22 protein-coding genes are annotated in these 25,519 nt (G+C 66.2%); 9 read left to right on the forward strand and 13 right to left on the reverse strand.

Annotated elements, in window-relative coordinates; translation table 11 throughout:
• Window position 1: 1 nt before the first annotated feature.
• The 7 genes from rsmH to ASE39_RS16805 all read right to left on the reverse strand — a co-directional run bounded on the left by rsmH (window position 2) and on the right by ASE39_RS16805 (window position 7,735).
• Complete coding sequence (gene rsmH / locus ASE39_RS16775) at window positions 2-928, reverse strand: 16S rRNA (cytosine(1402)-N(4))-methyltransferase RsmH (protein ID WP_010462357.1); 927 nt, start codon at window positions 926-928, stop codon at window positions 2-4.
• Between the two features lie 8 nt (window positions 929-936).
• Window positions 937-1,365 carry a division/cell wall cluster transcriptional repressor MraZ gene (gene mraZ / locus ASE39_RS16780; protein ID WP_057271900.1) on the reverse strand — a complete coding sequence of 143 codons (429 nt, stop codon included), beginning with the start codon at window positions 1,363-1,365 and terminating at the stop codon, window positions 937-939.
• A 253-nt stretch (window positions 1,366-1,618) separates the two neighbouring features.
• Window positions 1,619-2,944, reverse strand: a complete 1,326-nt coding sequence (gene hslU / locus ASE39_RS16785; RefSeq protein ID WP_010462361.1) for an ATP-dependent protease ATPase subunit HslU — start codon at window positions 2,942-2,944, stop codon at window positions 1,619-1,621.
• Window positions 2,945-3,049: 105 nt separating this feature from the next.
• Complete coding sequence (gene hslV / locus ASE39_RS16790) at window positions 3,050-3,616, reverse strand: ATP-dependent protease subunit HslV (protein WP_057271901.1); 567 nt, start codon at window positions 3,614-3,616, stop codon at window positions 3,050-3,052.
• A gap of 272 nt (window positions 3,617-3,888) precedes the next feature.
• Window positions 3,889-5,652, reverse strand: coding sequence for an STAS domain-containing protein (locus tag ASE39_RS16795; RefSeq protein WP_010462366.1), 1,764 nt, complete (start codon window positions 5,650-5,652; stop codon window positions 3,889-3,891).
• A gap of 43 nt (window positions 5,653-5,695) precedes the next feature.
• Window positions 5,696-6,193, reverse strand: coding sequence for an RNA polymerase-binding protein DksA (gene dksA, locus ASE39_RS27165; protein ID WP_035197138.1), 498 nt, complete (start codon window positions 6,191-6,193; stop codon window positions 5,696-5,698).
• 477 nt (window positions 6,194-6,670) lie between these two features.
• Window positions 6,671-7,735 (reverse strand): GTP-binding protein, encoded by a 1,065-nt coding sequence (locus ASE39_RS16805; RefSeq protein ID WP_057229093.1) that lies wholly within the window; start codon window positions 7,733-7,735, stop codon window positions 6,671-6,673.
• Window positions 7,736-7,947: 212 nt separating this feature from the next.
• Between ASE39_RS16805 and ASE39_RS16810 the strand changes: the two genes are divergently transcribed.
• The 3 genes from ASE39_RS16810 to ASE39_RS16820 all read left to right on the forward strand — a co-directional run bounded on the left by ASE39_RS16810 (window position 7,948) and on the right by ASE39_RS16820 (window position 12,152).
• Window positions 7,948-8,871 carry an AraC family transcriptional regulator gene (locus ASE39_RS16810; RefSeq protein ID WP_057229095.1) on the forward strand — a complete coding sequence of 308 codons (924 nt, stop codon included), beginning with the start codon at window positions 7,948-7,950 and terminating at the stop codon, window positions 8,869-8,871.
• A gap of 171 nt (window positions 8,872-9,042) precedes the next feature.
• On the forward strand, window positions 9,043-10,026 hold the full coding sequence (locus ASE39_RS16815) for a Bug family tripartite tricarboxylate transporter substrate binding protein (RefSeq protein ID WP_057271902.1): 984 nt from the start codon (window positions 9,043-9,045) through the stop codon (window positions 10,024-10,026).
• A gap of 20 nt (window positions 10,027-10,046) precedes the next feature.
• A complete protein-coding gene (locus ASE39_RS16820; RefSeq protein ID WP_057271903.1) occupies window positions 10,047-12,152 on the forward strand; it encodes an acetoacetate--CoA ligase in 2,106 nt (701 codons plus the stop codon).
• A gap of 43 nt (window positions 12,153-12,195) precedes the next feature.
• Here ASE39_RS16820 and ASE39_RS16825 read toward each other — a convergent pair whose 3' ends face one another.
• The 5 genes from ASE39_RS16825 to dapF form a co-directional block, all read right to left on the reverse strand.
• Window positions 12,196-13,431 carry a class I SAM-dependent methyltransferase gene (locus ASE39_RS16825; RefSeq protein ID WP_057271904.1) on the reverse strand — a complete coding sequence of 412 codons (1,236 nt, stop codon included), beginning with the start codon at window positions 13,429-13,431 and terminating at the stop codon, window positions 12,196-12,198.
• An 85-nt stretch (window positions 13,432-13,516) separates the two neighbouring features.
• Window positions 13,517-14,188: a signal peptidase I gene (gene lepB, locus ASE39_RS16830; RefSeq protein ID WP_057271905.1), complete on the reverse strand. Its 672-nt coding sequence runs from the start codon at window positions 14,186-14,188 to the stop codon at window positions 13,517-13,519.
• A 247-nt stretch (window positions 14,189-14,435) separates the two neighbouring features.
• Window positions 14,436-15,404, reverse strand: coding sequence for a tyrosine recombinase XerC (locus ASE39_RS16835; protein ID WP_057271906.1), 969 nt, complete (start codon window positions 15,402-15,404; stop codon window positions 14,436-14,438).
• A 44-nt stretch (window positions 15,405-15,448) separates the two neighbouring features.
• Entirely contained in the window at window positions 15,449-16,138 is a 690-nt protein-coding gene (locus ASE39_RS16840; protein WP_010462386.1) for a DUF484 family protein, read from the reverse strand.
• The gene (dapF, locus tag ASE39_RS16845; RefSeq protein ID WP_057271907.1) at window positions 16,135-17,016 is read right to left on the reverse strand and encodes a diaminopimelate epimerase; all 882 of its coding nucleotides are present in this window, start codon (window positions 17,014-17,016) and stop codon (window positions 16,135-16,137) included. The genes ASE39_RS16840 and dapF overlap by 4 nt, the downstream gene beginning before the upstream one ends.
• Window positions 17,017-17,132: 116 nt before the next feature.
• On the opposite strand from dapF, the gene ASE39_RS16850 reads away from it, so the two are divergent.
• Window positions 17,133-17,837 (forward strand): glutathione S-transferase N-terminal domain-containing protein, encoded by a 705-nt coding sequence (locus tag ASE39_RS16850; RefSeq protein WP_057272109.1) that lies wholly within the window; start codon window positions 17,133-17,135, stop codon window positions 17,835-17,837.
• On the opposite strand, the gene ASE39_RS16855 is transcribed toward ASE39_RS16850, so the two are convergent.
• Window positions 17,834-18,718 carry a LysR family transcriptional regulator gene (locus tag ASE39_RS16855; protein WP_057272110.1) on the reverse strand — a complete coding sequence of 295 codons (885 nt, stop codon included), beginning with the start codon at window positions 18,716-18,718 and terminating at the stop codon, window positions 17,834-17,836. The genes ASE39_RS16850 and ASE39_RS16855 overlap by 4 nt on opposite strands.
• Window positions 18,719-18,831: 113 nt before the next feature.
• On the opposite strand from ASE39_RS16855, the gene ASE39_RS16860 reads away from it, so the two are divergent.
• The 5 genes from ASE39_RS16860 to ASE39_RS16880 all read left to right on the forward strand — a co-directional run bounded on the left by ASE39_RS16860 (window position 18,832) and on the right by ASE39_RS16880 (window position 25,508).
• Complete coding sequence (locus ASE39_RS16860) at window positions 18,832-20,034, forward strand: MFS transporter (protein ID WP_057271908.1); 1,203 nt, start codon at window positions 18,832-18,834, stop codon at window positions 20,032-20,034.
• A gap of 90 nt (window positions 20,035-20,124) precedes the next feature.
• On the forward strand, window positions 20,125-21,804 hold the full coding sequence (locus ASE39_RS16865) for an MBL fold metallo-hydrolase (protein ID WP_057271909.1): 1,680 nt from the start codon (window positions 20,125-20,127) through the stop codon (window positions 21,802-21,804).
• Between the two features lie 171 nt (window positions 21,805-21,975).
• Window positions 21,976-22,761 (forward strand): rRNA pseudouridine synthase, encoded by a 786-nt coding sequence (locus ASE39_RS16870; RefSeq protein ID WP_057271910.1) that lies wholly within the window; start codon window positions 21,976-21,978, stop codon window positions 22,759-22,761.
• 252 nt (window positions 22,762-23,013) lie between these two features.
• Complete coding sequence (locus tag ASE39_RS16875; RefSeq protein ID WP_057271911.1) at window positions 23,014-24,276, forward strand: YjgN family protein; 1,263 nt, start codon at window positions 23,014-23,016, stop codon at window positions 24,274-24,276.
• A 2-nt stretch (window positions 24,277-24,278) separates the two neighbouring features.
• Window positions 24,279-25,508 carry a M48 family metallopeptidase gene (locus ASE39_RS16880; protein ID WP_035197019.1) on the forward strand — a complete coding sequence of 410 codons (1,230 nt, stop codon included), beginning with the start codon at window positions 24,279-24,281 and terminating at the stop codon, window positions 25,506-25,508.
• Window positions 25,509-25,519: the final 11 nt, after the last annotated feature.

The following is a 25,519-nucleotide window of genomic DNA, read 5'->3' on the forward strand; positions in this document are numbered from 1 at the left end:
GTCAGACCACCGCCGTGCGCTCAGCCACGCGCATGATCGCGCTGCGCGAGCGGGGGTTGCCGGCCACCTCGGTGGCGCTGGGCTTGATGCGGTCCAGCGCCACCAGTTTCATGGCCTGGGGGGCGGCAAAGGGCGCGCGGCGGTCGTAGACCTCCTTGGAGTGTTTGGCGATGAACTGCTTGACGATGCGGTCTTCCAGCGAATGAAAGCTGATCACCACCAGGCGCCCGCCCGGCTGCAGCACCGAGAGGCTGGCCTCTAGCGCCTGTTGCAGCTCTTCAAGCTCGGCGTTGATGAAAATCCGAAGAGCTTGAAATGTGCGCGTTGCAGGGTTCTGGCCCGGCTCGCGGGTTTTGACCGTGCCAGCCACGAGATCGGCCAGTTCTGAGGTGGTTGAAAGAGGACCCCGTTCTTCGCGCCGAGCAACAATCGCCTTTGCAATGGGGCCAGCAAACCGTTCTTCACCGTAGTCACGTATCACCTCCGCAATCTGACCGACTTCGGCCGTGGCCAACCAATCGGCCACGCTTTCGCCGCGCGTGGTGTCCATGCGCATGTCCAGCGGGCCGTCAAAACGGAAACTGAAGCCCCGCTCGGGGCTGTCGATCTGGGGCGAGCTCACCCCCAGGTCCATCAACACGCCAGCAGCGCTGCCAGCAGGCAGATCGGCCAAATGGCGAAAACCTTCGTGCCGAATGGAAAAACGCGCATCGGTGATGCGCGTTGCTTCGGCGATGGCTTCGGGGTCCTTGTCGAAGGCCACAAGGCGCCCCTGTGGCCCCAGCCTGAGCAGGATGAGACGAGAGTGCCCGCCACGGCCAAACGTCGCATCGACCCAGGTGCCTGCAGGCTCAGGGCCTGCGCCGCCCAGGAGAGAGTCCACAGCCTCGTTGAGCAGGACGGTGGTGTGTTGCAAGGAAGATGTCACGGTGCGCCTTAAAAGGAGAAGTCCTTGAAGACATCCGGCATATCGCCCTGCATGGCCTTGGCCTCCTGCTCGTCGTAGGTGGCCTTGTCCCAAAGTTCGAAATGATTGCCCATGCCCAAAAGCATGGTGTCCTTGGAGATACCGGCCGCTTCACGCAGCTCGGGAGAAACCAGCACGCGGCCCGTGGCGTCCATGTCCACATCCATGGCATTGCCCAAAAAGATGCGCTTCCACCACTGGGCGGACATGGGCAACTGGGCGATACGCTCACGGAATTTCTCCCACTCGGGGCGGGGGAAGACCATGAGACAACCGTGGGGGTGCTTGGTGATGGTGAGCTGACCGGATGCCGTGGCCGCGAGGACGTCACGATGCCGGGTCGGCACAGACAGCCGACCCTTCGCATCGAGACTCAGCGACGAGGCACCTTGAAACACGGACAGATTCCCAATTCGGTTTTGCGCCTCGCGGGTCCGTGCAATGGACCTTGAGGGCACTTTTCACCACTTAATTGCACTTTTTTGCACTGTAGCAGGAAAAGCACACCGAACAAGGGGGTGTCCAACAAACTTTTGCAATGAAATCAACAACTTAGACGCGACTTTGCAGCCACCAAAAAGCCAAAAGTCGTTGAAAAATAAGCACTTAGAGAGGCCTATGAAAGTGACCTCTCAAGGCTTGACCGAGTGGTCACAGGATGTAGCGCGAAAGATCCTCGTCCTGGCTCAGTGTCTGCAGGCGGGCGTCCACATAGGCAGCGTCAATGGTGATGGTCTGACCCGATAGGCGGGTCGCATCAAAACTCACCTCATCCAGCAAGCGCTCCATGACGGTGGACAGGCGGCGCGCACCAATGTTTTCGGTGCGTTCATTCACCTCGAAGGCGATGTGCGCCAGGCGCGTGATGCCCTCGGGAGCAAATTCGAGCGTGACACCCTCGGTGGCGAGCAGGGCCTGGTACTGCTTGACCAGTGATGCGTGGGTCTGCGTGAGGATGGCCTCGAAGTCCTTGACGGACAGGGATTCCAGCTCGACCCGGATGGGGAACCGCCCCTGGAGCTCCGGGATCAGGTCGCTGGGCTTGGACAGGTGGAACGCCCCCGACGCAATGAACAGGATGTGGTCTGTTTTGATCATGCCGTATTTGGTGGACACCGTGGTGCCCTCCACCAGCGGCAGCAGGTCGCGCTGCACGCCCTGGCGGGACACATCGGCGCCGCTGGTTTCCTGGCGCGCAGCCACCTTGTCGATCTCGTCGATGAAGACGATGCCGTTCTGCTCGGCATTGGCGATGGCCCGGGCCTTGATCTCTTCCTCGTTGACGAGTTTTCCGGCCTCCTCGTCGGCGAGGAGCTTCAGGGCCTCGGCAATCTTGAGCTTGCGGGTCTTGCGTTTGTCCTGCCCCATCTGGCTGAACATGCCACGCAGCTGCTCGGTCATCTCTTCCATGCCCTGGGGCCCCATGATTTCCAGCGACGGGCGGCCTTCGGCCACGTCGATCTCGATCTCCTTGTCGGCCAGCAGCCCTTCGCGCAGCTTCTTGCGAAACACCTGCCGGGCCGTGTTGTCGGCGGCGGGCTCGGTGCCTGCCGCCGCCCGGGCCGGGGGAATCAGCACGTCGAGGATCCGCTCTTCTGCGGCATCTTCGGCACGGGCACGCACTTTCTTCATCTCGGACTCGCGGGTCTGCTTCACGGCCATCTCCGCCAGGTCACGGATGATGGAATCCACATCCTTGCCCACATAGCCCACCTCGGTGAACTTAGTGGCCTCGACCTTGATGAAGGGCGCGTCCGCCAACTTGGCCAAGCGGCGCGCAATCTCCGTCTTGCCCACACCGGTGGGGCCGATCATGAGGATGTTCTTGGGCGTGATCTCCTGGCGCAGGCTGCCTTCGACCTGCTGGCGGCGCCAGCGGTTGCGCAGTGCAATGGCCACGGCACGCTTGGCGCTGGCCTGGCCCACGATATGGTGGTCCAGTTCGGAGACGATTTCCTGGGGGGTCATGGACGACATGGCGAAAATTCCAGTCAAATTGGGCTCTATCGCTTATCTATCAAGCGCTAGCAGCTATCAAAAACGTATCAAATGCGGTGAAAACCGCCTTGCAAACCAACCGACCTACAAGGTCTCGATGGTGTGGTTCATGTTGGTGTAGATGCACAACTCGCCCGCAATCTCCAGCGACTTTTTGACGATGTCCTGCGCAGAGAGGTCGGTGTGGTTGAGCAGCGCCTTGGCGGCCGAGTGCGCGTAGGCACCGCCCGATCCAATCGCCACGATGCCCTGCTCGGGCTCCAGCACGTCGCCGTTGCCGGTGATGATGAGCGAGGCTTCGAGATCGGCCACGGCGAGCATGGCTTCGAGGCGGCGCAGCACGCGGTCGGTGCGCCAGTCCTTGGTGAGTTCAATGGCGGCCCGCACCAGGTGGCCCTGGTGTTTTTCGAGCTTGGCTTCAAAGCGCTCGAACAGGGTGAATGCATCGGCCGTGGCGCCTGCAAAACCCGCCAGCACCTTGCCGTGGTACAGCTTGCGCACCTTGCGCGCCGTGCCCTTGACCACGATGTTGCCCAAGGTGACCTGGCCGTCCCCGCCAATCGCCACTTGCACGCCCTGGGGCGTCTGGCGGCGTACGCTCAGGATGGTGGTGCCGTGGAACACCGGGTGGTTGTCGTTTGATGAGTCCATAGCTGCGGCAGTTGAGGGCGCGTGCACCGCTTTCAAGCCAAAGCGGAGCTGCGCTGCGTGTTACCAGCACATCCACACCACTGCACGCAGGCCATGAAACCGAAGCGGCCCAGGCCAGCACCGCCGCGCAGGGGCCGCCAAGCCGCGCATGAGGCGCTTCGCTTGCGTGCACTGCCCCCCCTACCACGCAGCGAGAGAGGCACGGAGAGGCGCAACTCCAAGGGCCACCGCCTCTGTCGGAGGCGCCGAGGCGCAAAGCGACTCCGGGGGAGTCAATTCTTCCGGGGCACCACCCAGGCGTGCTCGTTGATACCGATCACGTTGAAGAAAATCGCCACCAGCCGCTGCAGGTTGTGGAACTGGATCACATGGCCGTGGCCCTGCTGCTCGGCCGCCCAGTTGAGCACCGAGCCCGCAGCGGCAAAGTCCACACGGATCAGCTTGTCGCAGGCGATCGTCAGGGGCACCCCTGGGCGCAGGAAGGCCTGGAAAGCCTCCAGCAGCGGCGTGGCATCACCATCGATGTGCCCGCTGAGCTGGGCCACGGGGCCCGTCTCCAGCGGAGCTGGGGCCGATGCATCCCCCAGATCGGAGGCCATGAAATCGCTGTCTGCCGCCAGCGGCGCCGAACCCGAGGACGCCCCCTCGTTGTCCGAATACCCGCAGCGCGGAGACACCCAAGAAGGCGGCGAGACTTCATAGGTCACGCAGTAGTCAAGCGCAACCAGCTCGAACTCATCCGGTTTGCCCATGAGCCGCAGCGCCGCCATGCGCAGGCTCCACCACTCTGGGCTGGTGGAGCGGTCTCCGGACTGGGTTTTGGCGTCGAGCAGGGCATTGAGCTTTTCAACCCCCGAAAACACCAGTTGCCCATCACGCTCGGCCCACCGCGTGAACTGCTCCGCCAGCAAAGGCACTGCAGCTTCGTCGATGGCCCCCAGGCGTGCCCAGGACAAGGTCCAGGGCGACGCGGAACGTGCCAAGGAGGCCTGGAGCGCGGCCACCGAAGACACGGCCAGGGTGGGCGGAGCATTCCAGCTGAAATCACGGCGCACCGCGCCCACCGGTGCGGCCGCTGGGGCGCCGGGTGCCGCCGCAGCGGGCGGTGGCGCCATGCCCAACTGCTCCAGCATGGAGAACCACAGTGGTGCCGAACGGCTGTACTGGGCCGCAAAGTCGATGGCCAGGGTGTCAAACCGGTCGTGCTGGCCGGTCGCACGGTACAGGTCGAACAGCGTCATCCAGATTTCAAGCTGGTCGTCGGGCGCGTCCTGCTGGTGCTGCGCCAGCACATCAAGCAGGCCGGACTCAGCCCCGGCATGGTCGCCATTGGCAAACCGGATGGCGGCTTCTTCTAGATCGGGTTCGTGCACGAATTCCTCCGGTTCGGATGCGGGCGCTGGCGTTGCCGCAGTAGCTGCCGCAGGGCTGAAGGACGCTTCGCCAGGGCCTTCGCCCGGGAGCATTTGCGCATCGGTGCCGCCAAACCGGCCAATGGCCATGCTGTCATCGGCAAACAGCGGCTGGACACCGGGCTTGTTTTCGAGAGGTGCGGGCAGGCTGCCGGGCGCCGTGGGTGCATACGCCCGCGCATGCTCGGAGTCGGACGTCGCGGCGCCGCTGGCAGCAGCCGGCATCGCACCGGGCTGGGTGGGCGCCTCAGCACCTTGCTTGCTCTTCCACCACTGCTGCGACATCTGCGCTTCGATCTCGTCGATCTTCTTGAGCGTGACCGCGCGGTCGTCGGGCGAAGCCATGCTGCTTTGAAAGAACGATGGGCGCCCCGCCGCATCTTCCACGCGCTGGCCCTGCAGCACCTCGCGCTGGCGCAGCTTGCGCAGCTGATCGAACTCTCGGCGCCGCACAAAATCGTTACGGCGCTTGCGCTCGATCATCTCCTTGAGCATCTGCTTGCTGTACTGGCTCTCCCGGTCGTCCTGGATGGAGTCGAGCTCGGTCCAGTTCACCGTCGGGTTCTTCACAAACCGAACCACCTTCGATAGCAGGCCGCCGGGGGTGGTTTCTTCCTTGCTCATGGCTCAGGGTGCGCTTGGGGATGGATCAGGCCCGGTGGCCCGGTCAATCACCAAACATCTTCTGCTTGAGTTCGCGGCGTTGTTGGGCTTCCAGGGACAACGTGGCAGTGGGGCGAGCGATCAGGCGGCCCACACCGATGGGTTCGCCGGTTTCGTCGCAGTAGCCATAGTCACCCGCGTCGATGCGGGCGATGGACTGCTCGATCTTCTTGAGCAGCTTGCGCTCGCGGTCACGGGTGCGCAGTTCCAGGGCGTGTTCTTCTTCGATCGTCGCGCGGTCGGCGGGATCGGGCACCACCACGGTGTCTTCCCGCAGGTGTTCGGTGGTTTCACCGGCGCTGTTGTGGATGTCCTGCTTGAGTTGCACCAGCTTGAGGCGGAAGAACGCCATCTGCTTGTCGTTCATGTACTCGCTGTCAGGCATGGCCATGACTTCTGCGTCGGTCAACTCAGCGGCGGACTTGGTTTTCCAGTTGTTCGCCAGCTTGGGGTCTTTTTTGGCAGCCGTGTAGGTGGGCTGCGCTTGCGCGGTCGTGGGCATGGTGTGTAAATAACTGGCTTTGGCAGCGGTCGACGCCACTGTCTGTGCCATGGATGGTACGGTCAATTGGGCCAATCGGGAAGAAGGCCGGGTCGTGCGCACGGGTACCTGCGAACCGGCTTGCAGCACGGGGGCTGGAGCAGGTGCTGCCACTGCGGGAGGCGCGGCCATTTTGGGCGCCGCAGCAGCCTTGGCAGGGGCCTTCGCAGCAACTTTAGGTGCCGCTGGGGCGGCGGCGCTTTTCGCCGCGGCAGGGGTTGCCTTGGTGGCCCCCTTGGATTTGCTGGTGTCGGCTTTCACTTCCTGGTCTCCTCGCAATACGGGCGGGCCCTAGCTGCATTCACAGCCAAGGGCGGGTGGCAAGCCTTCCGGGGTTTTACCGGGGCGCGATTGTATCGACCTGGGCTGACGCAAACGGAAACGTTGCAGATACAACACAAACCGGCAGCCTTCCGGCCTCTCCAGCACCTTCCCGCATCACACCAGGCTTTGTTCCAGTCCCTGCAGAAAGATGTCCTTGGGCAGGTCAATGCCAATAAAGACCATCTTGCTGGTGCGCGGCTCGCCTTCCGCCCACTGTGGCCCCAGATCGCTGCCCATGAGCTGGTGCACCCCCTGGAAAATCACCTTGCGTTCGGTGCCCTTCATATTAAGCACCCCTTTGTAGCGCAGCATGCGCGGGCCGTAAATATTCACGATGGCCCCCAGGAAGTCCTCCAGCTTGGCCGGGTCGAACGGCCGGTCGGAGCGGTAGACAAAACTCTTCACATCGTCGTCATGGTGATGGTGGTGGCCATGCCCATGGTCATGCTGGTGCGAGGGGTGGTCGCAATGCTCGCCATGCGCGTGATCGTGGTCGTGGTGCTCATGGCCGTGCGCCTCTTCCTCCTTGAGGAAGTCCGGGTCGATGTCGAGCTTGGCATTGAGGTTGAAGCCCCGCAGGTCCAGCACTTCCTGGAGCGGCACCTCGCCAAAGTGCACGGCCTTGATGGGTGCGCGCGGGTTCATGTGCTTGAGGCGGTGGATCAGCGCATCGGTTTCCTCGGCGCTGACGAGGTCGGTCTTGGACAGGAAGATCTGGTCGGCAAAACCCACCTGGCGGCGCGCCTCCTGGCGGTCGTTGAGCTGCTGCGGCGCATGCTTGGCGTCGACCAGCGTGATGATGGAGTCGATCAGGTAGGTCTCGGCGATCTCTTCGTCCATGAAGAAGGTTTGCGCGACGGGGCCAGGGTCGGCCACGCCGGTGGTTTCGATCACGATGCGCTCGAAGTCCAGCAGCCCCTTGCGCCGCTTGGCGCCCAGCAATTGCAGCGTCTCGCGCAGGTCTTCGCGGATGGTGCAGCAGATGCAGCCATTGCTCATCTGCACGATCTGCTCCTTGGACTCGGTCACGAGGATGTCGTTGTCGATGTTCTCTTCGCCGAATTCGTTCTCGATCACGGCGATCTTCTGGCCATGGGCTTCGCTCAGCAGGCGTTTGAGCAAGGTCGTTTTGCCAGCGCCCAGAAAGCCGGTGAGGATGGTGACGGGGATGAGGGACATGGAAGAAGGCCTTGTGGATTGCAAAGGGCACCGCAGGCAAGACAGCCCGGGCCGGAGCCGCAAAGGTGGGGAGTTTAGCGGCGGAATCAAGCCCCTGTTCGCGCCCGGTCACGCCCCCTGCCCCCCCGCTCCACCCCGGGAAACGCGGGGCAGCAGTGGGCCGGAACGTTCTACGATAGGCCCCTGGAGGCGCTTTTTGGGCCTCTTCCACCATGACACCGCCCACCCCTACCCGCCACACGCCACCCTCCATCGAAGGTTTCGACACGGCGCACTGGCGGGCGCTGGCCGACAAGCGCTTGGACCACCCCTGGCAGGCGCTGCCGGACCACGTCCACCGCTCCAGCGCCGGGCGCCCCTGGCAGGGCCTCGCGGTGTGGCACCAGGTGGGCCCCGTGGGCGACCTGTACGTGCCCGCCCACAGCAACTGCGTCATCCTGGTGCGCCGGGGCAACCCCACGCAGCTGTTGCAACGCCATGGAGAGCTGGTGGGAGAGAGGCTCTGGCAGCGTGGCGAGGCCGTGATCCTGCCCGGCGACACCCCGAGCTTCTGGCGCAGCTCGGCCGTGCGCGACAACATCCACATCGACCTGGCCCCCGCCTGGCTGCAGCGTGCCGCAGGCGGCGATGTGGCGCTGGGCCAGTGTTTTGGCCGCAAGGACCCGGTGCTCGCAGCCTTTGCCGACCTGCTGCTGGCATCGCTGGACAACAACGCCTCACTGCAACCCACGTTTGGCGAACACATCGCGATGGGCATTGCCATCCACCTCGTCGAAAACTACGCACTGCCCGGCGAGCGCCCGCGCACCGGCGCCACACTCACCTCGCGGCAGATGCGCCAGCTGACCGAGGCCGTGATGGCCGGCCTGCACGAACCCTGGCCGGTGGCCCGCCTGGCGGACATCGCGGGGCTCAGCCCGTTTCACTTTGCGCGCGCCTTCAAGGTGTCGTTTGGCGCCACACCCCACGCCTGGGTGCACTTTCAGCGCATGGAGCTGGCCGCACGGCTGGTGCGCGATTCGCGCAAGCCCCTGCTGGAGATCGCCTTGCTCACCGGCCACCCCTCGGCGGCCCACTTCAGCCATGCGTTTCGCCGCCACTGGGGCGTGACGCCTTCGGACTACCGCCGCTCGTAGCGTGCCCAGTCGCCCCGGGGGTCTCACCCCACCGCGCGCGACGCCCAGGTTTTCCCCTAGGTCCGCAGCTTTGCGATACCCACCGCAGTAATTGGAAAGCAGCCCCTGCGCCCTTGCGGCACAGTCGCACCGCGCCACCGCAGTGGCACACCAAAAACCAGGAGACAAACCATGACTACCCGCCGACAGTTCGCTGTCCAACTCGCCAGCCTGGCCGCGCTGGGCACGGGCATCGTCCCGGCCGCACAGGCACAGCAACATTCCGACCTGGCCCGCCTGCTGGTGGGCTTTCCGCCTGGGGGCAGCACCGACAACGTGGCCCGGCGCCTGGCCGAGAAGCTGCGCGGCACCTATGCCGCCAACGTGCTTGTGGACAACAAGCCCGGCGCGGGCACCCAGATCGCCGTGAGCGCGCTCAAGGACGCCGTGCCTGACGGCACCACGCTGCTGCTGTCGCCGCCCTCCCCGTTCACCGTCTACCCCTACACCTACCGCAAGCTGCCCTATGCGCTGGAAGATGTGGCGCCCGTGTCGATGGCCTGCACCTTCCCGTTTGCGCTGGCGGTGGGGCCGGCCGTGCCCGACAGCGTGCGCACGCTGCAGGACTTTGTCGCCTGGGCCAAGGCCAACCCCGGCAAGGCCAGCTTCGGCTCGCCCGCGTCGGGCTCCACGCCGCATCTGGTGGGCAGCGTGCTGGGCAAGATGGCGGGCATCGACTTCACCCACATTGCCTACCGCGGCGATGCGCCCGGGCTGCAGGACCTGATGGGGGGCCAGGTGCCGGCCTATTCGACGGTGCTGGGCAGCTACCTGCCGCACCTCAAATCCGGCCGGCTGCGCTTGCTGGCCGTCTCGGGCACCGAGCGCAGCAGCTTCGCCCCCGACCTGCCCACTTACCGCGAACAGGGCTTTGCACTGGACATGACCGAGTGGTTTGGCGTGTTTGTGCCCGCGCGCACGCCCGCCGCCACGGTGCAGCGCGTTGCCGACGCCATGCGCGCTGCCGTGGCCCAGCCGGACTTCGTGCGCGGCCTGGCGGAATTCGGCATGACGGCACGCTCGTCCACGCCGCAAGAGCTGGTCACGCGGCTGCGCGCCGAGGCCGAGCAATGGCGGGTGCACGTGAAAAACATCGGTTTCACTGCGGACACCTGAGAAGGCGAAAGAACCGTCCCATGACCACCCTGACAGCCCTGCCCCCAACAGCCTCGGCCCCCAACGAAACCCCGGACACCCCGCTCTGGCAACCCAATACCGCACGCCGCGAGCGCGCCCTCATCACCGCCTTTGAGGCCTGGCTCGTGCACAAGCGTGGCCTGCGCTTTGACGGCTATGAAGCCCTGTGGCAGTGGTCGGTGGACGAACCCGAAGCGTTCTGGAGCGCCCTGCTGGCCTTCTTCGACGTGCCCATGGCGCAAGCCCCGCGCCGCATGCGCTCGGACGACCCCATGCCCGCCACCCAATGGTTCGAAGGCGCGCGCCTGAACCTGGTGGACACCCTTTTGCGCCACACGCCCGGAGGCACGCAGCCACAGACACCGGCCATCGTGCTCGAGGACGAGTCCGGCGGTGCAGGAGAAATATCGTGGCCCGAACTGCGCCGCCAGGTGGGCGCGCTGGCGCACACGCTGCGCACGCTGGGCGTGCAGCCGGGCGACCGTGTGGTGGGCTACCTGCCCAACATCCCGCAAGCGGTGGTGACCTTCCTTGCGGCCGCCAGCATCGGTGCGGTGTGGGCGCTGTGCGCGCCCGACATGGGCCCCGTGAGCGTGGGCGACCGCTACCGCCAGATCGAGCCCAAGGTGCTGGTCGCGGTGGATGGCTACCGTTACGCGGGCAAGCCGTTTGACCGCCGCGCCGCGCTGGGCGACATCCTGGACCAGCTGCCCACCGTGAGCCATGTGGTCTGGGTGCCCTGCCTCGACCCGGCGGCGGCCCCCCCCGCGCAGGCACAGGCCCGCACCGTGGTGCCCTGGGCCGCGGCCGTGGCGGGCAATGCCCCGCTTGAGCCGGTCGCGCTTGCGCCCGACCACCCGCTGTGGACGCTGTACTCGTCCGGCACCACGGGCCTGCCTAAGGCCATCGTGCACGGCCATGGCGGCGTGCTGGCCAACAGCCTGGTGGCGATGGTGCTGCACAACGACCTGCATCCCGAAGACCGGGTGCTGTGGGCGGTCAACACCTCGTGGATGGTGTGGAACGCGCATGTGATGGGACTGCTGGGCGGCGCCACCATCGTGCTCTACGACGGCTGCGTGACCGGCGCGGGCAGCGCCGGCGCCGAACCCGACTGGGCTTTCCTGTGGCGCCTGGTAGGCCGCCTGCGCGTCACCACCTTCGGCGTAGGGGCCGCCATCCACCACGCCTGCCTCAAGGCGGGCGTGGTGCCCCGGCAGGTGGCCGACCTGTCGGCACTGCACACCGTGTGCTCCACCGGATCACCGCTGTCGCCCGAGGCCTACCGCTGGCTCTACCGCGAGGTCAAGAACGACTTCTGGCTCAACGTGGTTTCCGGCGGCACCGACATCGCAGGCGGTTTCATCGTGGGCCTGCCCACACTGCCCGTGCGCCTGGGCGAGATGCAGTGCCGCGCGCTGGGCGCCAGCGTGCAGGCCTGGAACGACGCGGGCCAGCCGGTCTTGGACGCAGTGGGCGAGCTGGTCTGCACCCGGCCCATCCCATCGATGCCGCTGTACTTCTGGGGCGACACCGGCGGCACGCGCTACAAGGAGAGCTACTTCGACACCTTTCACGACGCCGAACAGCGCCCCGTGTGGCGCCAGGGCGACTGGCTGCGGCTGGTGGCCCGGCCCGAGGCCGTGGGCGGCATCATCTACGGCCGCTCGGACGCCACCATCAACCGCCAGGGCGTGCGCATGGGCACGGCCGAGCTGTACCGCGTGGTCGAGGGGCTGGATGACGTGCTCGACAGCCTGGTGGTGGATCTGGAATACCTGGGCCGGCCGTCGTACCTGGCGCTGTTCGTGCAGCTGCGCGCAGGCGCCATGCTCGACGAGCCGCTGCGCCAGCGCGTTCGCCAGGCGCTGCGCAGCGCGCTGTCGGTGCGCCACGTGCCCGACGAGATCCTGCAGGTGCCTGTGATCCCCAAGACCGTGACGGGCAAGAAGCTCGAGCTACCGATCAAGAAGCTGCTGCTGGGCCACCCGGCCGGGCGGGTGCTCCACCGCGACGCGCTGGCGCAGCCCGAGAGCATCGACTGGTTTGTGCAGTTCGCCGCAGATTACCTGGCACGCGATGCACCGCAAAAACTACCAATTTGATAGCTATCAGCGCATGATGGATAAGCGCTGATGGCCAAAATCATCAGGATTTTCGCATCACCACCAGTCCCTTGAGGTACTCGCCCTCCGGGAACTCCAGCGTCATGGGGTGGTCGGGCGCGCCGCCCAGGCGCTCCAGGATGAAACCGTCCACGCCCGCATCCGCGCCCGCCGACGCCACGATCTTGTGGAACAGGTCGGCGCTGATGCCGCCCGAACACGAGAAGGTAAACAGCACCCCGCCCGGGGTCAGCAGTTGCAGCGCCAGCCGGTTGATGTCCTTGTAGGCGCGGGCCGCGCGTTCGGCGTGCGCTGCGGTCGGCGCAAACTTGGGCGGGTCGAGCACGATGGCATCAAACCGCTGGCCTTCCTTGAGGAACTGACGCAGCGAGGCGTTCACGTCCGCGTCTATGAAGCTCGCGCGATGCGGGTCGAAGCCGTTGAGCGCCACGTGGGCACGGGCGCGCTCCAGCGCAGGGCCGGACGAGTCGATAGAGGTCACATGCCCTTCCGCAGATGCGCCCGCCGCCCGCATGCCCGCCAGTGCGGCCACGCTGAAGCCGCCGGTGTAGCAAAAGCAGTTGAGCACATGCTTGAAGCCCAGTCGCTGCGCGTAGTCGGCAAAACGCTTGCGGCTGTCGCGCTGGTCTAAATAGAAGCCGGTCTTGTGGCCCTCGGCGATGTTCAGCGTCAGGCGCCACTGGTGTTCGTGGATGGCGAGTTCGAGCGGTGGCCCCTCGCTGTCGCCGCCCGCGCCCATGGGCCCGCCGCGCAGCCAGCCGGTGGCGGGCTCCAGGCCTTCGAGGGTGCGCACGCTGGCGTCCGAGCGTTCATACAGCTTGGTCAGACCCGTTTCGCGCAACAGGGCGTCGGCGATCACATCCTTCCAGCGCTCGGTGCCCGCGCTGGTGAACTGAGCCACCAAGGTATCGCCATAACGGTCCACGATAAGCCCGGGCAGGCCGTCGGATTCGCCGTGCACCAGGCGCACGCCATCACTTTGCACATCAAAACGGGCTCTGGCGATGATGGAACGTGCGCAAGCAGCTATGAAAAACGGAGCATCAATGCGCTGCGCCTCGTCAAAGCTCCACACCCGCGCGCGGATGCGCGAGCTAGGGCTGTAAGCGGCCCAGGCCAGGAACTGGCCTTCGTGCGACTCCACACGCACGGTCTCGCCGCTGTCGCCACCGCCCTTGGCGATGGCCGATTCAAAGATCCAGGGGTGGCGGCGCAAGAGCGAGCGCTCTTTGCCAGGGCGAAGGCGAAGGGTTTTCATGATGGAGCGATTGTCGCGTGAATGCGCCCCACGCTGACCCTGCAAGTGCGACCCTGCCCTACGCCGCGCGCACTGAATGCCGCCGTCAGAGGGAATGCCCGATGCGGCCCAGGCGCGGCGCCCAGTTCGCAAGGATGTCGGCCGACACCAGCACCCGGCGCGCCTGCCCGATGAGCAGGTGGCGCGGCACAAAACCGATGTAGCGCGAGTCAGCGCTGTTGTCGCGGTTGTCGCCCAGCACCAGGTACTCGCCCTCGGGCACCGTCACCGGGCCGAAGCTGCGGTGCGCCGTCACGCCCTGCAGCCACTGCACGCGCCGCTCGTGGCCCTGCACATGCTCCGTCCAGCGGGTGGCAGGCACCTGCGCGCCCAACTCGGCCAGGTGTTCGGTCACGGCCTCGGGTGCGTCATAGCGTGCGGCCTCGCCGTTGAGGTACAGCACCTCGTCGCGCATCTCCACGGTGTCGCCGGGCAGCGCCGCAATGCGCTTGATCAGCCGCGTGCCATCGCGCGGTGACGAGAAGGTGACCACATCGCCCCGCTCGGGCTCGCCCAGGCGGGCGAGCACCACATCGGTCAGCGGCAGTTTCAGGTCGTAGGCCAGGCGGTTGACGAACACCACATCGCCTTCGAGCAGCGTGGGCCGCATGGAGCCCGAAGGGATGGGATTCCAGTCGGCCACCGCCGTGCGAAAGATGCCGAAGCACAACAGCAGCACGATGAACCCACGGTTTGATTTGATCCAGTTCAGCAGCATGGCAACACACTCCAAAGCGCCCTACAGCAAGCGCCCCCTGCTCGGAGGCCTCAACTTGCGTCTTGGTTCCGTGACAGTGCCCGCAGCCCCACCAGTGCACCCGTGGAACTGGCTTTGCCAGGCCACCGGGTGCGTCCCCCTTGGGGGAAGCGGCGCAGCCGCTCAGGGGGAGTGCCAATCCTTCCCGTGGAACTGGCTCTGCCAGGCCACCGGGTGCGGCCCCCTCCGGGGGAAGGCGTGAAGCGCCTCAGGGGGGCTTCTTTCTAGCGCGAGGATGCGCCGCGTCATACACCTTGGCCAGGTGCTGAAAATCGAGCCGCGTGTAGACCTGCGTGGTGGTGATGTTGGCGTGGCCCAGCAGCTCCTGCACCGCGCGCAGGTCGCCGCTGCTTTGCAGCAGGTGGCTGGCGAACGAGTGGCGCAGCATGTGCGGATGCACCGGCGTGGTCAGCCCCGCCTGCTGGCTGCGCTGGCGCAGGCGCAGCCAGATCGACTGCGCAGCGAGCCGCTTGCCACGCTGGCCCACAAACAATGCCGTGTCGAGCCGCGCAGACCCCTCGCCGCCGAACGGTGTGGCCCGGAGCTGCAGCCAGGTCTGCAGCGCCTCGGCGGCCGCGCGCCCCACGGGCACGCTGCGGCGCTTGCTGCCCTTGCCGAACACATGGGCCTCCCCCGCCTGCAGATCGACCCAGCCACGGCCCTGGCGCTGGGTGTCGGCATTGGGGATGGCGTCGAGCCCAGCCAACTCGCCCACGCGCAGGCCGCAGCCGTACAGCAGCTCGACCATGGCCGCGTCGCGCGCCTCCAGCCAGGGGTCGGCGCCGGTGTTGTCGAATTCGGCCAGCCGCACGGCGTCGTCCACACCCAGCGCCTTGGGCAGAGGCTTGGGCGCCTTGGGGGCACGCACGTCCTGCACCGGGTTGTGCGGAATCAGCCCCTGCCGCCCCGCCCAGATGAAGAACCCGCGCCAGCCCGAGAGGATGAGCGCAATGCCCCGCCCGCTGCGCCCGCCGCTGTGCATCTGCGCCACAAAACGGCGGATGTGCGCGGTCTGCAGCTGCAGCAGCGGCACGCTGACCCCCGCCGCAAACTGCGCGAGCTTTTCAAGGTCCAGGGTGTAGAGCGTGAGCGTGCGCGCGGCCAGCCGCTTTTCGACGCGCACATGCTCCAGGTAGCGCAGGACGTGCGGGTCGAGCGCGGTGGGCATGTCAGACATTTGCCGTGGCCGAGCCGCCGCCGTGTTTGTGCCGGGCTCGCGGGTTACTTCAGCCGCAGCAGCGCAGCACTGGCGAGTTCTGCCATGCGCGACAGAAATTCCGTGCCCATGGTGGCATCAAAACGCTGCGGATCTTGCGAGCCCAGCACCAGCAGGCCAAAGGCGGGCGTGGCGCTGTCGATGGCGCCTTCGCGCAGCGGCAGCAGGGCCAGCGACTGGGCCGGCTCGCCCGCCTCGTTGGCCAGCCAGGCTGCGGGCTCAAAACCCAGGTTGGGGCCGCAGAACGGCATGGTCAGCGATGAGGCAAACGCGCGGGCGTCATCACTGGCGCCCTGGGTGAAGTCGGCGTCGATGTACGGCGCGGCCACCTCCCACACACGCACCGCAGCCTGGGGCACGTCGAACAGGGTGCGCACGCCATCGACCACGGCCTGGGGCAGGTCGAACGGGTCGCGCACTTGCAGCAGCGCGCTCGTCCACTGGTGCACCTTGTTGGCGATCGCCGCGTTTTCGGTGCTGTTGCGCACCATTTCCATGATGCGCTGCTCCAGGCCCTTGATCTTTTCGCGCAGCATTTCGGCCTGGCGCTCCTGCAAGCTCACGGCGCGCGCGCCGTGGGGGCTGGTGATCTGCACACTGGCCAGCACCTCGGCATGGCGCTCGAAAAAGCCCGGCGTGTTGGTGAGGAACTGGGCGATGTCGTCTTCGGTGATCGGTGGGATGTGGGACGTCATAGGGGGGTGTCAGGAATGTCGATCTGGCCTTCGAACACCGTGGTGGCGGGGCCGGTCATGAAAACGGAATCGGTGCCGGCACCGCTCCACGCAATGGTGAGGCGGCCGCCGCGCGTGTCCACATGCACCTCTTTATCAAGCAGGCCCAGGCGGATGCCAGCCGCCACGGCCGCGCAGGCGCCTGAGCCGCAGGCCAGGGTTTCGCCCACGCCGCGCTCGAACACACGCAGCCGCACATGGGTGCGGTCCACGATCTGTAAAAAACCCGCATTCACGCGCTGCGGAAAACGCGCATGGCGCTCGACCAACGGGCCGGCTTCCAGCACAGGGGCGGTGTCCACGTTGTCCACCAGTTGCACGGCGTGCGGGTTGCCCATGGAGACCACCGCTACTAAAACAGTAGCTGTCAGCGATTTACCATCCAGCGCCAGAGGCCATTTTTGTCCTGAACCTTGTGCCACGGCGGTCAAACCGCTGGCATCAAACGGCACCTGGGCAGGCTCGAACAACGGGCGACCCATGTCCACAGTGACACGGCCATCGGGCGTGAGGCGGGGGGCGATCACGCCACTTTTGGTCTGCACCCGCAAGGTGTCTTTACCCGACAGGCCCTTGTCGTGCACAAAGCGCGCAAAGCAGCGGGCGCCGTTGCCGCACTGCTCCACCTCGCCGCCGTCGGCGTTGTGGATCACGTATTCAAAGTCGATGCCGTCCGCTGGCGACGGCCGCACGGTGAGGATCTGGTCGGCCCCCACGCCGAAGTGGCGGTCGGCCAGAAAACGGTATTGGGCGGTGCTGAGCCCCAGACGGCCCTGGGTTTCGTCGAGCACCACGAAATCGTTGCCCGCGCCCTGCATTTTGGTGAAACGAATCTGCATCCGCCGGATTATCGTCGTTGGTGCCTGAATAACCTCGGACTGCGCCGGTTTCACCACCCCATTAGGCTTGCGCTCTTTTGGCGCCGCTGTGGCCGCCACCAGCCAAGGACCCCTCCATGCCCGAACTTTCCACCTTCGCCATCACCCACAAATGGCCCGCACAGCACCCGGATCGCCTCCAGCTGTATTCGTTGCCCACGCCCAACGGCGTGAAGGTATCGATTGCACTCGAAGAGTTGGGCCTGCCCTACGAGCCGCACCTGGTGAGCTTTGAAACCAACGACCAGACCTCGCCCGAGTTCCTGTCGCTCAACCCCAACAACAAGATTCCGGCCATCCTCGACCCTCACGGGCCCGGCGGCCAGCCGCTGGCGTTGTTCGAGTCGGGCGCCATCCTGCTGTACCTTGCCGACAAGACCGGCCAGCTGATCCCGCAGGACGCCGCCGCGCGCTACGAAACCATCCAGTGGGTGATGTGGCAGATGGGCGGCGTCGGCCCCATGTTTGGCCAGCTCGGGTTCTTCCACAAGTTTGCGGGCAAGGACTATGAAGACAAGCGCCCGCGTGACCGCTATGTGGCCGAATCGAAACGCCTGCTGGGCGTGCTGAACCAGCGCCTGGCGGGCCGCCAGTGGGTGATGGGGGATGCATACACCATTGCCGACATCACCATCCTGCCCTGGGTGCGCAACCTGATCGGTTTCTACGGCGCGGGTGACCTGGTGGAATTCAGTCAATTCACCGAAGTGCAGCGCGTGCTGGACGTCTTTGTGGCCCGCCCGGCAGTGATCAAGGGTCTGAACATCCCGGCACGCGGCTAGCCCATGCGCTCCTGCAAAAAATCCAGAAAACACGCAATGCGCGCGGCCAACTGCGTGTTGCGGTAGTACACCGCGTTGATGGGCTGGCGCACGTCCACCGTGTCGCGCGCCAGCACCTGCACCAGGCGGCCAGCCTCGCGGTCGCCTGCGGTCATGAAGTCCGACAGGCATACCAGCCCCACATGCGCGAGCGCCAGCTGCCGCAACGTTTCACCGCTCGACGCCGTGAGGCTGGGCACGATAGGCCACGCGTCCCCATGCACGCCCCGCAGCGGCCAGTGGTTAAGCGACTCTGGCTGGTTAAACCCCAGCAGCGTGTGGCTGGCCAGGTCGACCACGCTTTTGGGCTTGCCCGCACGCGCCAGGTAATCCGGGCTGGCCAGCACGCGCAGGCGGCTGGTGCACAGGGGGCGGGCGTGCAGGGTCGAGTCCTGCAGCGGGCCGATGCGGATCGCCACGTCCGTGCGCCGCTCCAGCAGGTCGATGTACGCCTCGTCTGTGTCCAGTTGCAGCGTGATCTGCGGGTAGGCCTTGCGAAACGCTGGCACCAGCGGCACCACGGCGTGCAGCATGAAGGGTGTGGCCGCGTTCACGCGCAGGCGGCCTGCGGGCTGCTGGCGGCGCGCAGCCATGCTTTCTTCGGCATCCTCAATGGAGGCCAGGATGGCGCGCGTGCGCAGCAGGAAGGCCTGCCCCTCCTCGGTCAGCTCGGTGCGGCGGGTGGTGCGGCGCAGCAGCGTGGTGTCGAGCTTTTTCTCCAGCCGCGCCAGCGCCCGGCTGATGCCCGAGACCGTCTGACCCAGCTGGTCGGCGGCGGCAGTGATCGACCCGCCATCCACCACGGCGACAAAGGCCTGCAGTTCTTCCAGCGTGGTTTTCATGGATTTTTCCATCCTTGATTGTTGATTCACAGTCAACTATCTATCGAGCGTAACCGTCTTTTTCTGCAAGACTGAAAACCCCACACTCCGTCCCATTCCACAGGAGTGTTCCCATGCCCATTGCCTTGCTCGCGCTGACGCTCAGCGCTTTCGCCATCGGCACGACCGAGTTCGTGATCGTTGGCTTGCTGCCCACCGTGGCGGCCGATCTGGCCATCAGCATCCCCTCGGCGGGTCTGCTGGTGAGCCTGTATGCCCTGGGGGTCGCCGTGGGCGCCCCGGTGCTCACCGCACTCACCGGCAAGCTCCCGCGCAAGGCGCTGCTGCTGTCGCTGATGGCGTTGTTCACCGCTGGCAACCTGCTGGCCTGGCAGGCGCCCAGCTACGAGACGCTGGTGGCTGCGCGCATACTCACCGGCCTCGCGCACGGCGTGTTCTTTTCCATCGGCTCGACCATCGCCACCGGCCTCGTGCCGCGCGAAAAGGCGGCCAGTGCGATTGCCATCATGTTCACCGGCCTCACGGTAGCGCTGGTCACCGGCGTGCCACTGGGCACCTTCATCGGCCAGCACTTCGGCTGGCGCGAGACCTTCCTGGCCGTCTCGGCCCTGGGCGTGGTCGCCTTCATCGGCAGCGCGTGGTTCGTGCCGCGCGGCATTGCGCACACGCCGCCCGCGTCGCTGCTGGAACAGGCCCGCGTGCTGGCCGAGCCCCGCCTGCTGCTGGTGTACGCCAAGACAGCCGTCGGCTATGGCGGGACCTTCATTCCCTTCACCTTTCTTGCGCCCATCCTCACGGATATCTCGGGCTTCAGCGCGGGCGCCGTGGGCTGGGTGATGCTGGTGTACGGTGTTTCGGTGGCCGTGGGCAACCTGTGGGGCGGCCGCCTGGCCGACCGGCTGGGGCCCATCCCGGCGCTGCGCATCATCTTTGCGCTGCTGGCGGCCGTGTTGTTGTTGCTGCAGTTCACCGCACCCTACCCCTGGCTGGCGCTGGGCACCGTGCTGTTGTGGGGCGCCGTGGCGTTTGGCAATGTGCCGGGGCTGCAGGTGTATGTGGTCAAGCAGGCCGAGCGCTTCACGCCGCAGGCGGTGGACGTGGCCTCGGGCCTGAACATCGCAGCGTTCAACCTGGGCATCGCCGGCGCCGCCTGGGCCGGGGGCCTGATCGTGACGCACCTGGGCCTGCACCACACGCCGTGGATTGGTGCGCTGGTGGTGCTGGTGTCGCTCGCCCTCACGCAATGGAGCGGCGTGCTCGACCGGCGCAGCGGCATCCCCGTGCGCAGCAGCGGGCCGGTGCCTGTGGGGCACTGAAGCACCGCCCCACGCCGCAGAGGCGGGACCAGGGCCGTTCTCCAAGGCGGCGGGCGAGCACCAACGGCGCGCCACCTCGATAATGGCCCGATGCCCCGCATCTCCCAACAACTGCACCCCCACCGCGAACCTGTGGCCACGCGCCCGGCAGCCACCGTGCTGTTGCTGCGCGATACCCCGCATGAAGGAGGGTTCGAAGTCCTCATGACCCGGCGCTCCGACAAGGCCAGCTTTGCACCGGGCGCCTATGTGTTCCCGGGCGGTGGCATCGATGCGCTGGATGCGCAATCGCACGCCTGCGCCGACCGCCGCCCCACACAAAGCGACCAGCACCTCACCCAGGCCATCGCCGCCATCCGCGAGAGTTTTGAAGAGCTGGGCGTGCTGCTGGCCCGCCATGCCGATGGCCCCCGCAAGGGTTGGATGGCCGATGCGCAGGACATCGCCGGCATCGACCGCCACCAGCCTTTTGCCGCGCAGTGCCAGGCCCGAGGCCTGCGCCTGGCGGCCGACAGCGTTTTCCTGCTGGCCCACTGGACCACCGACCGCGACCTGCCACGCCGCTTCGAGGTGCCTTTTCTCGTGGCGCGCATGCCCGAGGGCCAGGAGCCCGTGGCCGACGAAGCCGAGCAATTCGAGCCCGTGTGGGTGCGCCCGGCAGATGCGCTGGCGCGGCATGAGGCGGGGCAATTCTTCATGATCTTCCCGACCATCCGCACGTTGCAGCGGCTGGCATCTTTTGCCACCACGCAGGCCGTGTTCGACGCTCTGGCCGACGAGTTGCCCCTGTGGACCAGCTGCCCGCGCGCGGGCACCTTGGCCGGCAAGGAGGCGCGCTACATGGAAAGCGACATGCCCTACGGCGAGCTGGCGCTGGTGTGCCCCGACGGGCAGATCGTGCACCTGCTGGACTGGCAAACCGAGCGCCCCGTGCCGCTGCTGCGCAACGTGCAGCGGTTGACCGCGCCGAACCCCGGCGTGATGACCGGCCCCGGCACCAACAGCTACCTGGTGGGCGACCCGGCCACGGGCTTCATCGCCATCGACCCGGGCCCGGCAGATACCGAACACCTGGACAAGCTCTGGCGCGCCGCCGGGGGCAACATCCGCATGATCTTGTGCACCCATTCGCACCCCGACCACTCGCCCGGCGCCGCGCCGCTGCAGGCACTGTGTGTGCAGGCGGGCAAAGCCCGCCCCCCCATCCTGGGCCTGCCCTCAGCGCCCACTGCCCGCGCGGCCAGCGCGTTCACACCCGACAGATCGCTACAAAATAATGAGCTGCTCACGCTTGATGGAAAAGCGCCAGAGGGCAAAACAACCCATACCCTGCGGGTGATTCACACCCCCGGCCACGCGGCCAACCACCTGTGCCTGCTGCTGGTGGAAGATGCCCTGCTCTTCAGCGGCGACCACATCCTGAACGGCAGCACCACGGTGGTGGACCCGCCCGACGGCAACATGGCCGACTACCTCGATTCGCTGGACCGGCTCGACGCGGTGTGCGCCGAACACGGCGTGGAATTCATCCTGCCCGCGCACGGCTATGTTCTGGGTGATGCACGCGGCGCGATTGCCAAGCTGAAGGCCCACCGACTGGCCCGCGAGGCCAAGGTGCTGGCCGCCATGCAGGCGCTGCCCCAGGGCAGCATGGACGACTGGGTACGGCACGCGTATGACGACGTGCCCCCGCGCATGTGGCCCGTGGCCCAACGCTCGCTGCTGGCCCATGTAGAACGCATCCGTTCGCAGCAGCCCGGGAATGATTGATGCCCCCTGAGGCGCTAAGCGCCTTCCCCCTCAGGGGACGCCACCGGTGGCCCGGCAAAGCCGGTTCCACGGTGGCACTGGCATGCGGCAGCGCCCGTTTTGAAGGCACCGCCGACAATCACGCATTTGCCCCTTCGATTCCCACAGGCGCATGCCGACCCTCCTCACCCCATGACCGACAAGAACCCTGATCCCACCCACATCCGCCTGGCCAAACGCGTGGCCGACCAACTGAACTGCTCGCGCAGCACGGCCGAGCAGTTCATCGAAGGCGGCTTCGTGAGCGTGGACGGCCAAGTGGTGGAAGCCCCCGGCGCGCGCGTACGCCCCGACCAGGCCGTGACGGTGGCAAAAGACGCCAGCCTGCTGGAGCTGACCCCGGTGACCTTGCTGCTGCACAAGCCAGTGGGGTTTGAAGCGGGCCTGGGTCTGCCCGCCGGGCAAGCGGCCCACGCCAGCCGCAGCCAGGGTGCCGCTGCAGCCGCCACGCTGCTGGGGCCTGCATCCCACCTGGCCGAAGACGCCTCGGGCATCCGCGTGCTGCAGCGCCATTTCAAGCAGCTGGAATGTTTCACGCCGCTGCCCACCGAGGCCAGCGGGCTGGTGGTTTACACCCAGGACAAGCGCATCGCGCGCAAGCTGGCCGAAGACATTGAGTCGCTGGAGCAGGAATGCATCGTGGAGGTGAAGGGCGACATCGCATCGAACGGACTGCAGCGCCTGTGCCACGGCCTCTCGTTCAATGGCCGCCCGCTGCCGCCCATCAAGGTGAGCTGGCAAAGCGAGACCAAGCTGCGGTTTGCACTCAAGGGCATCCGCCCCGGCCAGATCCCGGCCATGTGCGATGCCGTGGGCCTGGCCGTGGTCGCCTTGAAGCGCATCCGCATCGGCCGCGTGCCGCTGGCCAAGGTGCCCGAGGGGCAGTGGCGGTATTTGCAGCCGTGGGAGAGGTTCTGACTCCCCCTGAGTCGCCTTCGGCGCCATCCCCCTGAGGGGGACGCACCCGGTGGCCTGGCAAAGCCAGTTCCACGGGTGCGCTGGCAGAGGCGCGCCAGCTGCTAACGGCGGGGCGTGCAGAACCATTGCCACAACGATTGCTACCAAAAACATAGCTATCAGCGCTTAACAGATAAGCGCCAGAGGCCAATTCAGCCTAAACTTTTCTTCCACAGACCGCTGCTACACTGCGCGGCAAACAGGAGGGAGTTCATGAGCCAACCACCATCAGACAGCACAACGGGGCCGATGTCCACGTTCATGCCGCAGAACATCGACGCGCATCCGCTTGAATTCACAGGCAGCGGGGGCGAATATTTCCGGGTGTGGATCGTCAACGTGCTGCTGTCCATCGTCACCCTGGGCATCTACACCCCCTGGGCCCGGCGCCGCACCGCGCAGTATTTCTACAGCCACACGCTGGTGGCGGGCAGCCCGCTCGAATTCACGGCGCAGCAGCGCAAGATGGTGATGGGTTTTGTGCTGCTGATGCTGATCACCCTGGCCTACAACATCGCGGCCAACACGGGGCAGGATGCCGCCGTGGGTGTCTTGCTGCTGACCGGCGCCGTGCTCTCGCCCCTGATCTGGGGCAGTGCCATGCGTTTTCGCCTGGGCGCCACGCGCTGGCGCGGCCTGCGCCTGCAGTTCACTGCCCACTGGAAAGAGGTCTACCTCGCCAGCTGGCCTCTTTTTGCGCTGGCGCTGGTGTGGTTTGGGGTGTTCTTCGGCATGCAGATCCTGTCGCCCGAACTGGCCGACGTCTTGCAGGAGGTCGAAGATGAAGCAGCCAACCCCAAGATGCCATCGTTCACCCCTGCCATGGGCGGCCTGCTGCTGCTGGGCCTGGTGCTGACGGTGTTGTGTTTCATCCGCCTTGAATACAACTACAAGAGCCTGCTGGTGCTCAAGGCCCAGGTGGGCGCCGAAAAAGGCCGCTGGAAGCCGGTGTACATGGATTTCGTCAAGGTGTGGCTGGCCACGGTGGCCGTGTTCATCCTGTGTGTGGTGGGCTTCGCGGCGCTGATCGGCATCCTGGCAGGCAGCTCCATCGCCCTGGTGGCCAGCCAGAGCGACCGCCTGGGCCTGTGGATGTTTGTGGTGATCATCGTGTCCATCGTGGCGGGCATCTTCATGCTGATCCTGGCATCGGCCCCCGCCCGGGCGTACCGCGAGGCACGCATGTTCCAGCTGATGTGGAACAACATCGGCGTGAGCCACGTGGCGCGGTTCAAGTGCCACCTGAAGAGTGGCCGCTACGTGGGGCTGCGCATCAAGAACATGCTGTTCACCCTGCTCACGCTGGGGCTGTACCGCCCGTTTGCGCGGGTGAGTGAATACCGCATGAAACTCGAATCCGTCACCCTGCATGTCAAGGGCGGCGTGGAACAGGTGGCGGGCGCGATGGTGCGCCAGCAGCAAAACGGCCTGGGCGATGCGCTGGCCGACGCTGCGGGCCTGGACCTCATCGGTTGAGCATGCCCGTCCCAGTGAACACAGACCTGATCCAAGGACGCTGGTTCGACGGCCAGAGCAGCAGAGCCCGCCCCGTGATGGTGAGCCTGCGGCCCACGCCGCAGGGCCCGTCGCTGGTGCTGCACCCGCTATCCCAGCCCGGCACCGAGCCGGTTGTGTTCGCCTGGAAGGACGTGGGCTGGCCGGAGGCCTGGAACGAACACAAGCCCCAACCCCGGGTGGTCGTGGACCTGCGGGACCACGGTAGCCTGGAGATCGATGCCGTCAGCGAATGGCGCGCCGCCCTGGCCGCCGCTGGTGAACGCCCGGGCCTGGCCCAGCGCATGCAGACCCGCTGGCCCGTGCTGCTGGGTGTGACGGCTGCAGCCGTCATCGGCCTCACGCTGTTCTACCGCTATGGCACGCCCTGGGCAGCCACCCAACTCACCCGCTTTGTGCCCCTGGGCTGGGAAACCAGCGTGGCCGAGAACGTGCTGCGCCAGATGGACGATGGCACGCTCAAGCCCAGCAAGCTGCCCAAGGAGCGGCAGGATCAGCTCAAGGCGCGCTTTGACGCCCTGGTGCAGCACACGCCCCCCGCCCTGCAGCGCTACCCCGGCTACCAGCCCCCTTTGAGCCTGGAGTTCCGCTCCGGCATGGGTGCCAATGCCTTTGCCCTGCCCGGCGGCAAGATCGTGATGACCGACGGCATCGTTAAAGCAGCCACCGACAAGGGCCTGCCCGATGACGCGCTGGTGGGCGTGCTGGCCCACGAGATCGGCCACGTGGTGTACCGCCACACTACCCGCATGGTGGTGGAGCAAGGGGTGCTCAACATGGGGCTGGGCCTTGCGCTCGGAGACGTATCGGCGATTGTGTCCACCGGTGCCTCGGTGCTCACCGGCCTGGCCTACAGCCGCAGCCACGAACGCGAAGCCGACTGCTACGCCATCGCCGTGATGGGCCAGGCAGCCCTGCCCACGGCGCCCATGGGCAAGCTGCTGCTGGCCATTGCGCAGGATGAAGAGGAAGAAGACAACAAAAAGAAGAAAGAAGAGAAAGAAAGCCAGGACAAGGCGGCGGCACCAGCGGCCGCGCCCGGCGCGAGCAGCCCCGAACGCTCGCGCAAGCGCAAGATGGCGGAAGACATGGCTTCGCACCCTGTCTGGTCACTGCTGAGCAGCCACCCCGACACCGTGGAGCGGGCCACGGAGCTGGAAAAGGGACACGCGCCCCACTGCGCGAAAAGCTGAACAGCCGTGGC

It is taken from the genome of Acidovorax sp. Root267 (assembly GCF_001429215.1).
Taxonomy (GTDB): Bacteria; Pseudomonadota; Gammaproteobacteria; order Burkholderiales; family Burkholderiaceae_C; genus Acidovorax; species Acidovorax radicis.

Bases quoted from the DNA above. Each gene is read 5' to 3' on its own strand.
- ASE39_RS16805 (WP_057229093.1), bottom strand. From the start codon at position 7,735: ATGTCCCTCATCCCCGTCACCATCCTCACCGGCTTTCTGGGCGCTGGC.
- hslV (WP_057271901.1), bottom strand. From the start codon at position 3,616: ATGGACTCATCAAACGACAACCACCCGGTGTTCCACGGCACCACCATC.
- ASE39_RS16835 (WP_057271906.1), bottom strand. From the start codon at position 15,404: ATGTCTGACATGCCCACCGCGCTCGACCCGCACGTCCTGCGCTACCTG.
- ASE39_RS16850 (WP_057272109.1), top strand. From the start codon at position 17,133: ATGCCCGAACTTTCCACCTTCGCCATCACCCACAAATGGCCCGCACAG.
- ASE39_RS16840 (WP_010462386.1), bottom strand. From the start codon at position 16,138: ATGACGTCCCACATCCCACCGATCACCGAAGACGACATCGCCCAGTTC.
- lepB (WP_057271905.1), bottom strand. From the start codon at position 14,188: ATGCTGCTGAACTGGATCAAATCAAACCGTGGGTTCATCGTGCTGCTG.
- ASE39_RS16865 (WP_057271909.1), top strand. From the start codon at position 20,125: ATGCCCCGCATCTCCCAACAACTGCACCCCCACCGCGAACCTGTGGCC.
- ASE39_RS16810 (WP_057229095.1), top strand. From the start codon at position 7,948: ATGACACCGCCCACCCCTACCCGCCACACGCCACCCTCCATCGAAGGT.
- hslU (WP_010462361.1), bottom strand. From the start codon at position 2,944: ATGTCGTCCATGACCCCCCAGGAAATCGTCTCCGAACTGGACCACCAT.
- ASE39_RS16815 (WP_057271902.1), top strand. From the start codon at position 9,043: ATGACTACCCGCCGACAGTTCGCTGTCCAACTCGCCAGCCTGGCCGCG.
- ASE39_RS16795 (WP_010462366.1), bottom strand. From the start codon at position 5,652: ATGAGCAAGGAAGAAACCACCCCCGGCGGCCTGCTATCGAAGGTGGTT.
- ASE39_RS16880 (WP_035197019.1), top strand. From the start codon at position 24,279: ATGCCCGTCCCAGTGAACACAGACCTGATCCAAGGACGCTGGTTCGAC.
- ASE39_RS16820 (WP_057271903.1), top strand. From the start codon at position 10,047: ATGACCACCCTGACAGCCCTGCCCCCAACAGCCTCGGCCCCCAACGAA.
- ASE39_RS16860 (WP_057271908.1), top strand. From the start codon at position 18,832: ATGCCCATTGCCTTGCTCGCGCTGACGCTCAGCGCTTTCGCCATCGGC.
- ASE39_RS16875 (WP_057271911.1), top strand. From the start codon at position 23,014: ATGAGCCAACCACCATCAGACAGCACAACGGGGCCGATGTCCACGTTC.
- ASE39_RS16870 (WP_057271910.1), top strand. From the start codon at position 21,976: ATGACCGACAAGAACCCTGATCCCACCCACATCCGCCTGGCCAAACGC.
- ASE39_RS16855 (WP_057272110.1), bottom strand. From the start codon at position 18,718: ATGAAAACCACGCTGGAAGAACTGCAGGCCTTTGTCGCCGTGGTGGAT.
- dksA (WP_035197138.1), bottom strand. From the start codon at position 6,193: ATGCCCACGACCGCGCAAGCGCAGCCCACCTACACGGCTGCCAAAAAA.
- dapF (WP_057271907.1), bottom strand. From the start codon at position 17,016: ATGCAGATTCGTTTCACCAAAATGCAGGGCGCGGGCAACGATTTCGTG.
- ASE39_RS16825 (WP_057271904.1), bottom strand. From the start codon at position 13,431: ATGAAAACCCTTCGCCTTCGCCCTGGCAAAGAGCGCTCGCTCTTGCGC.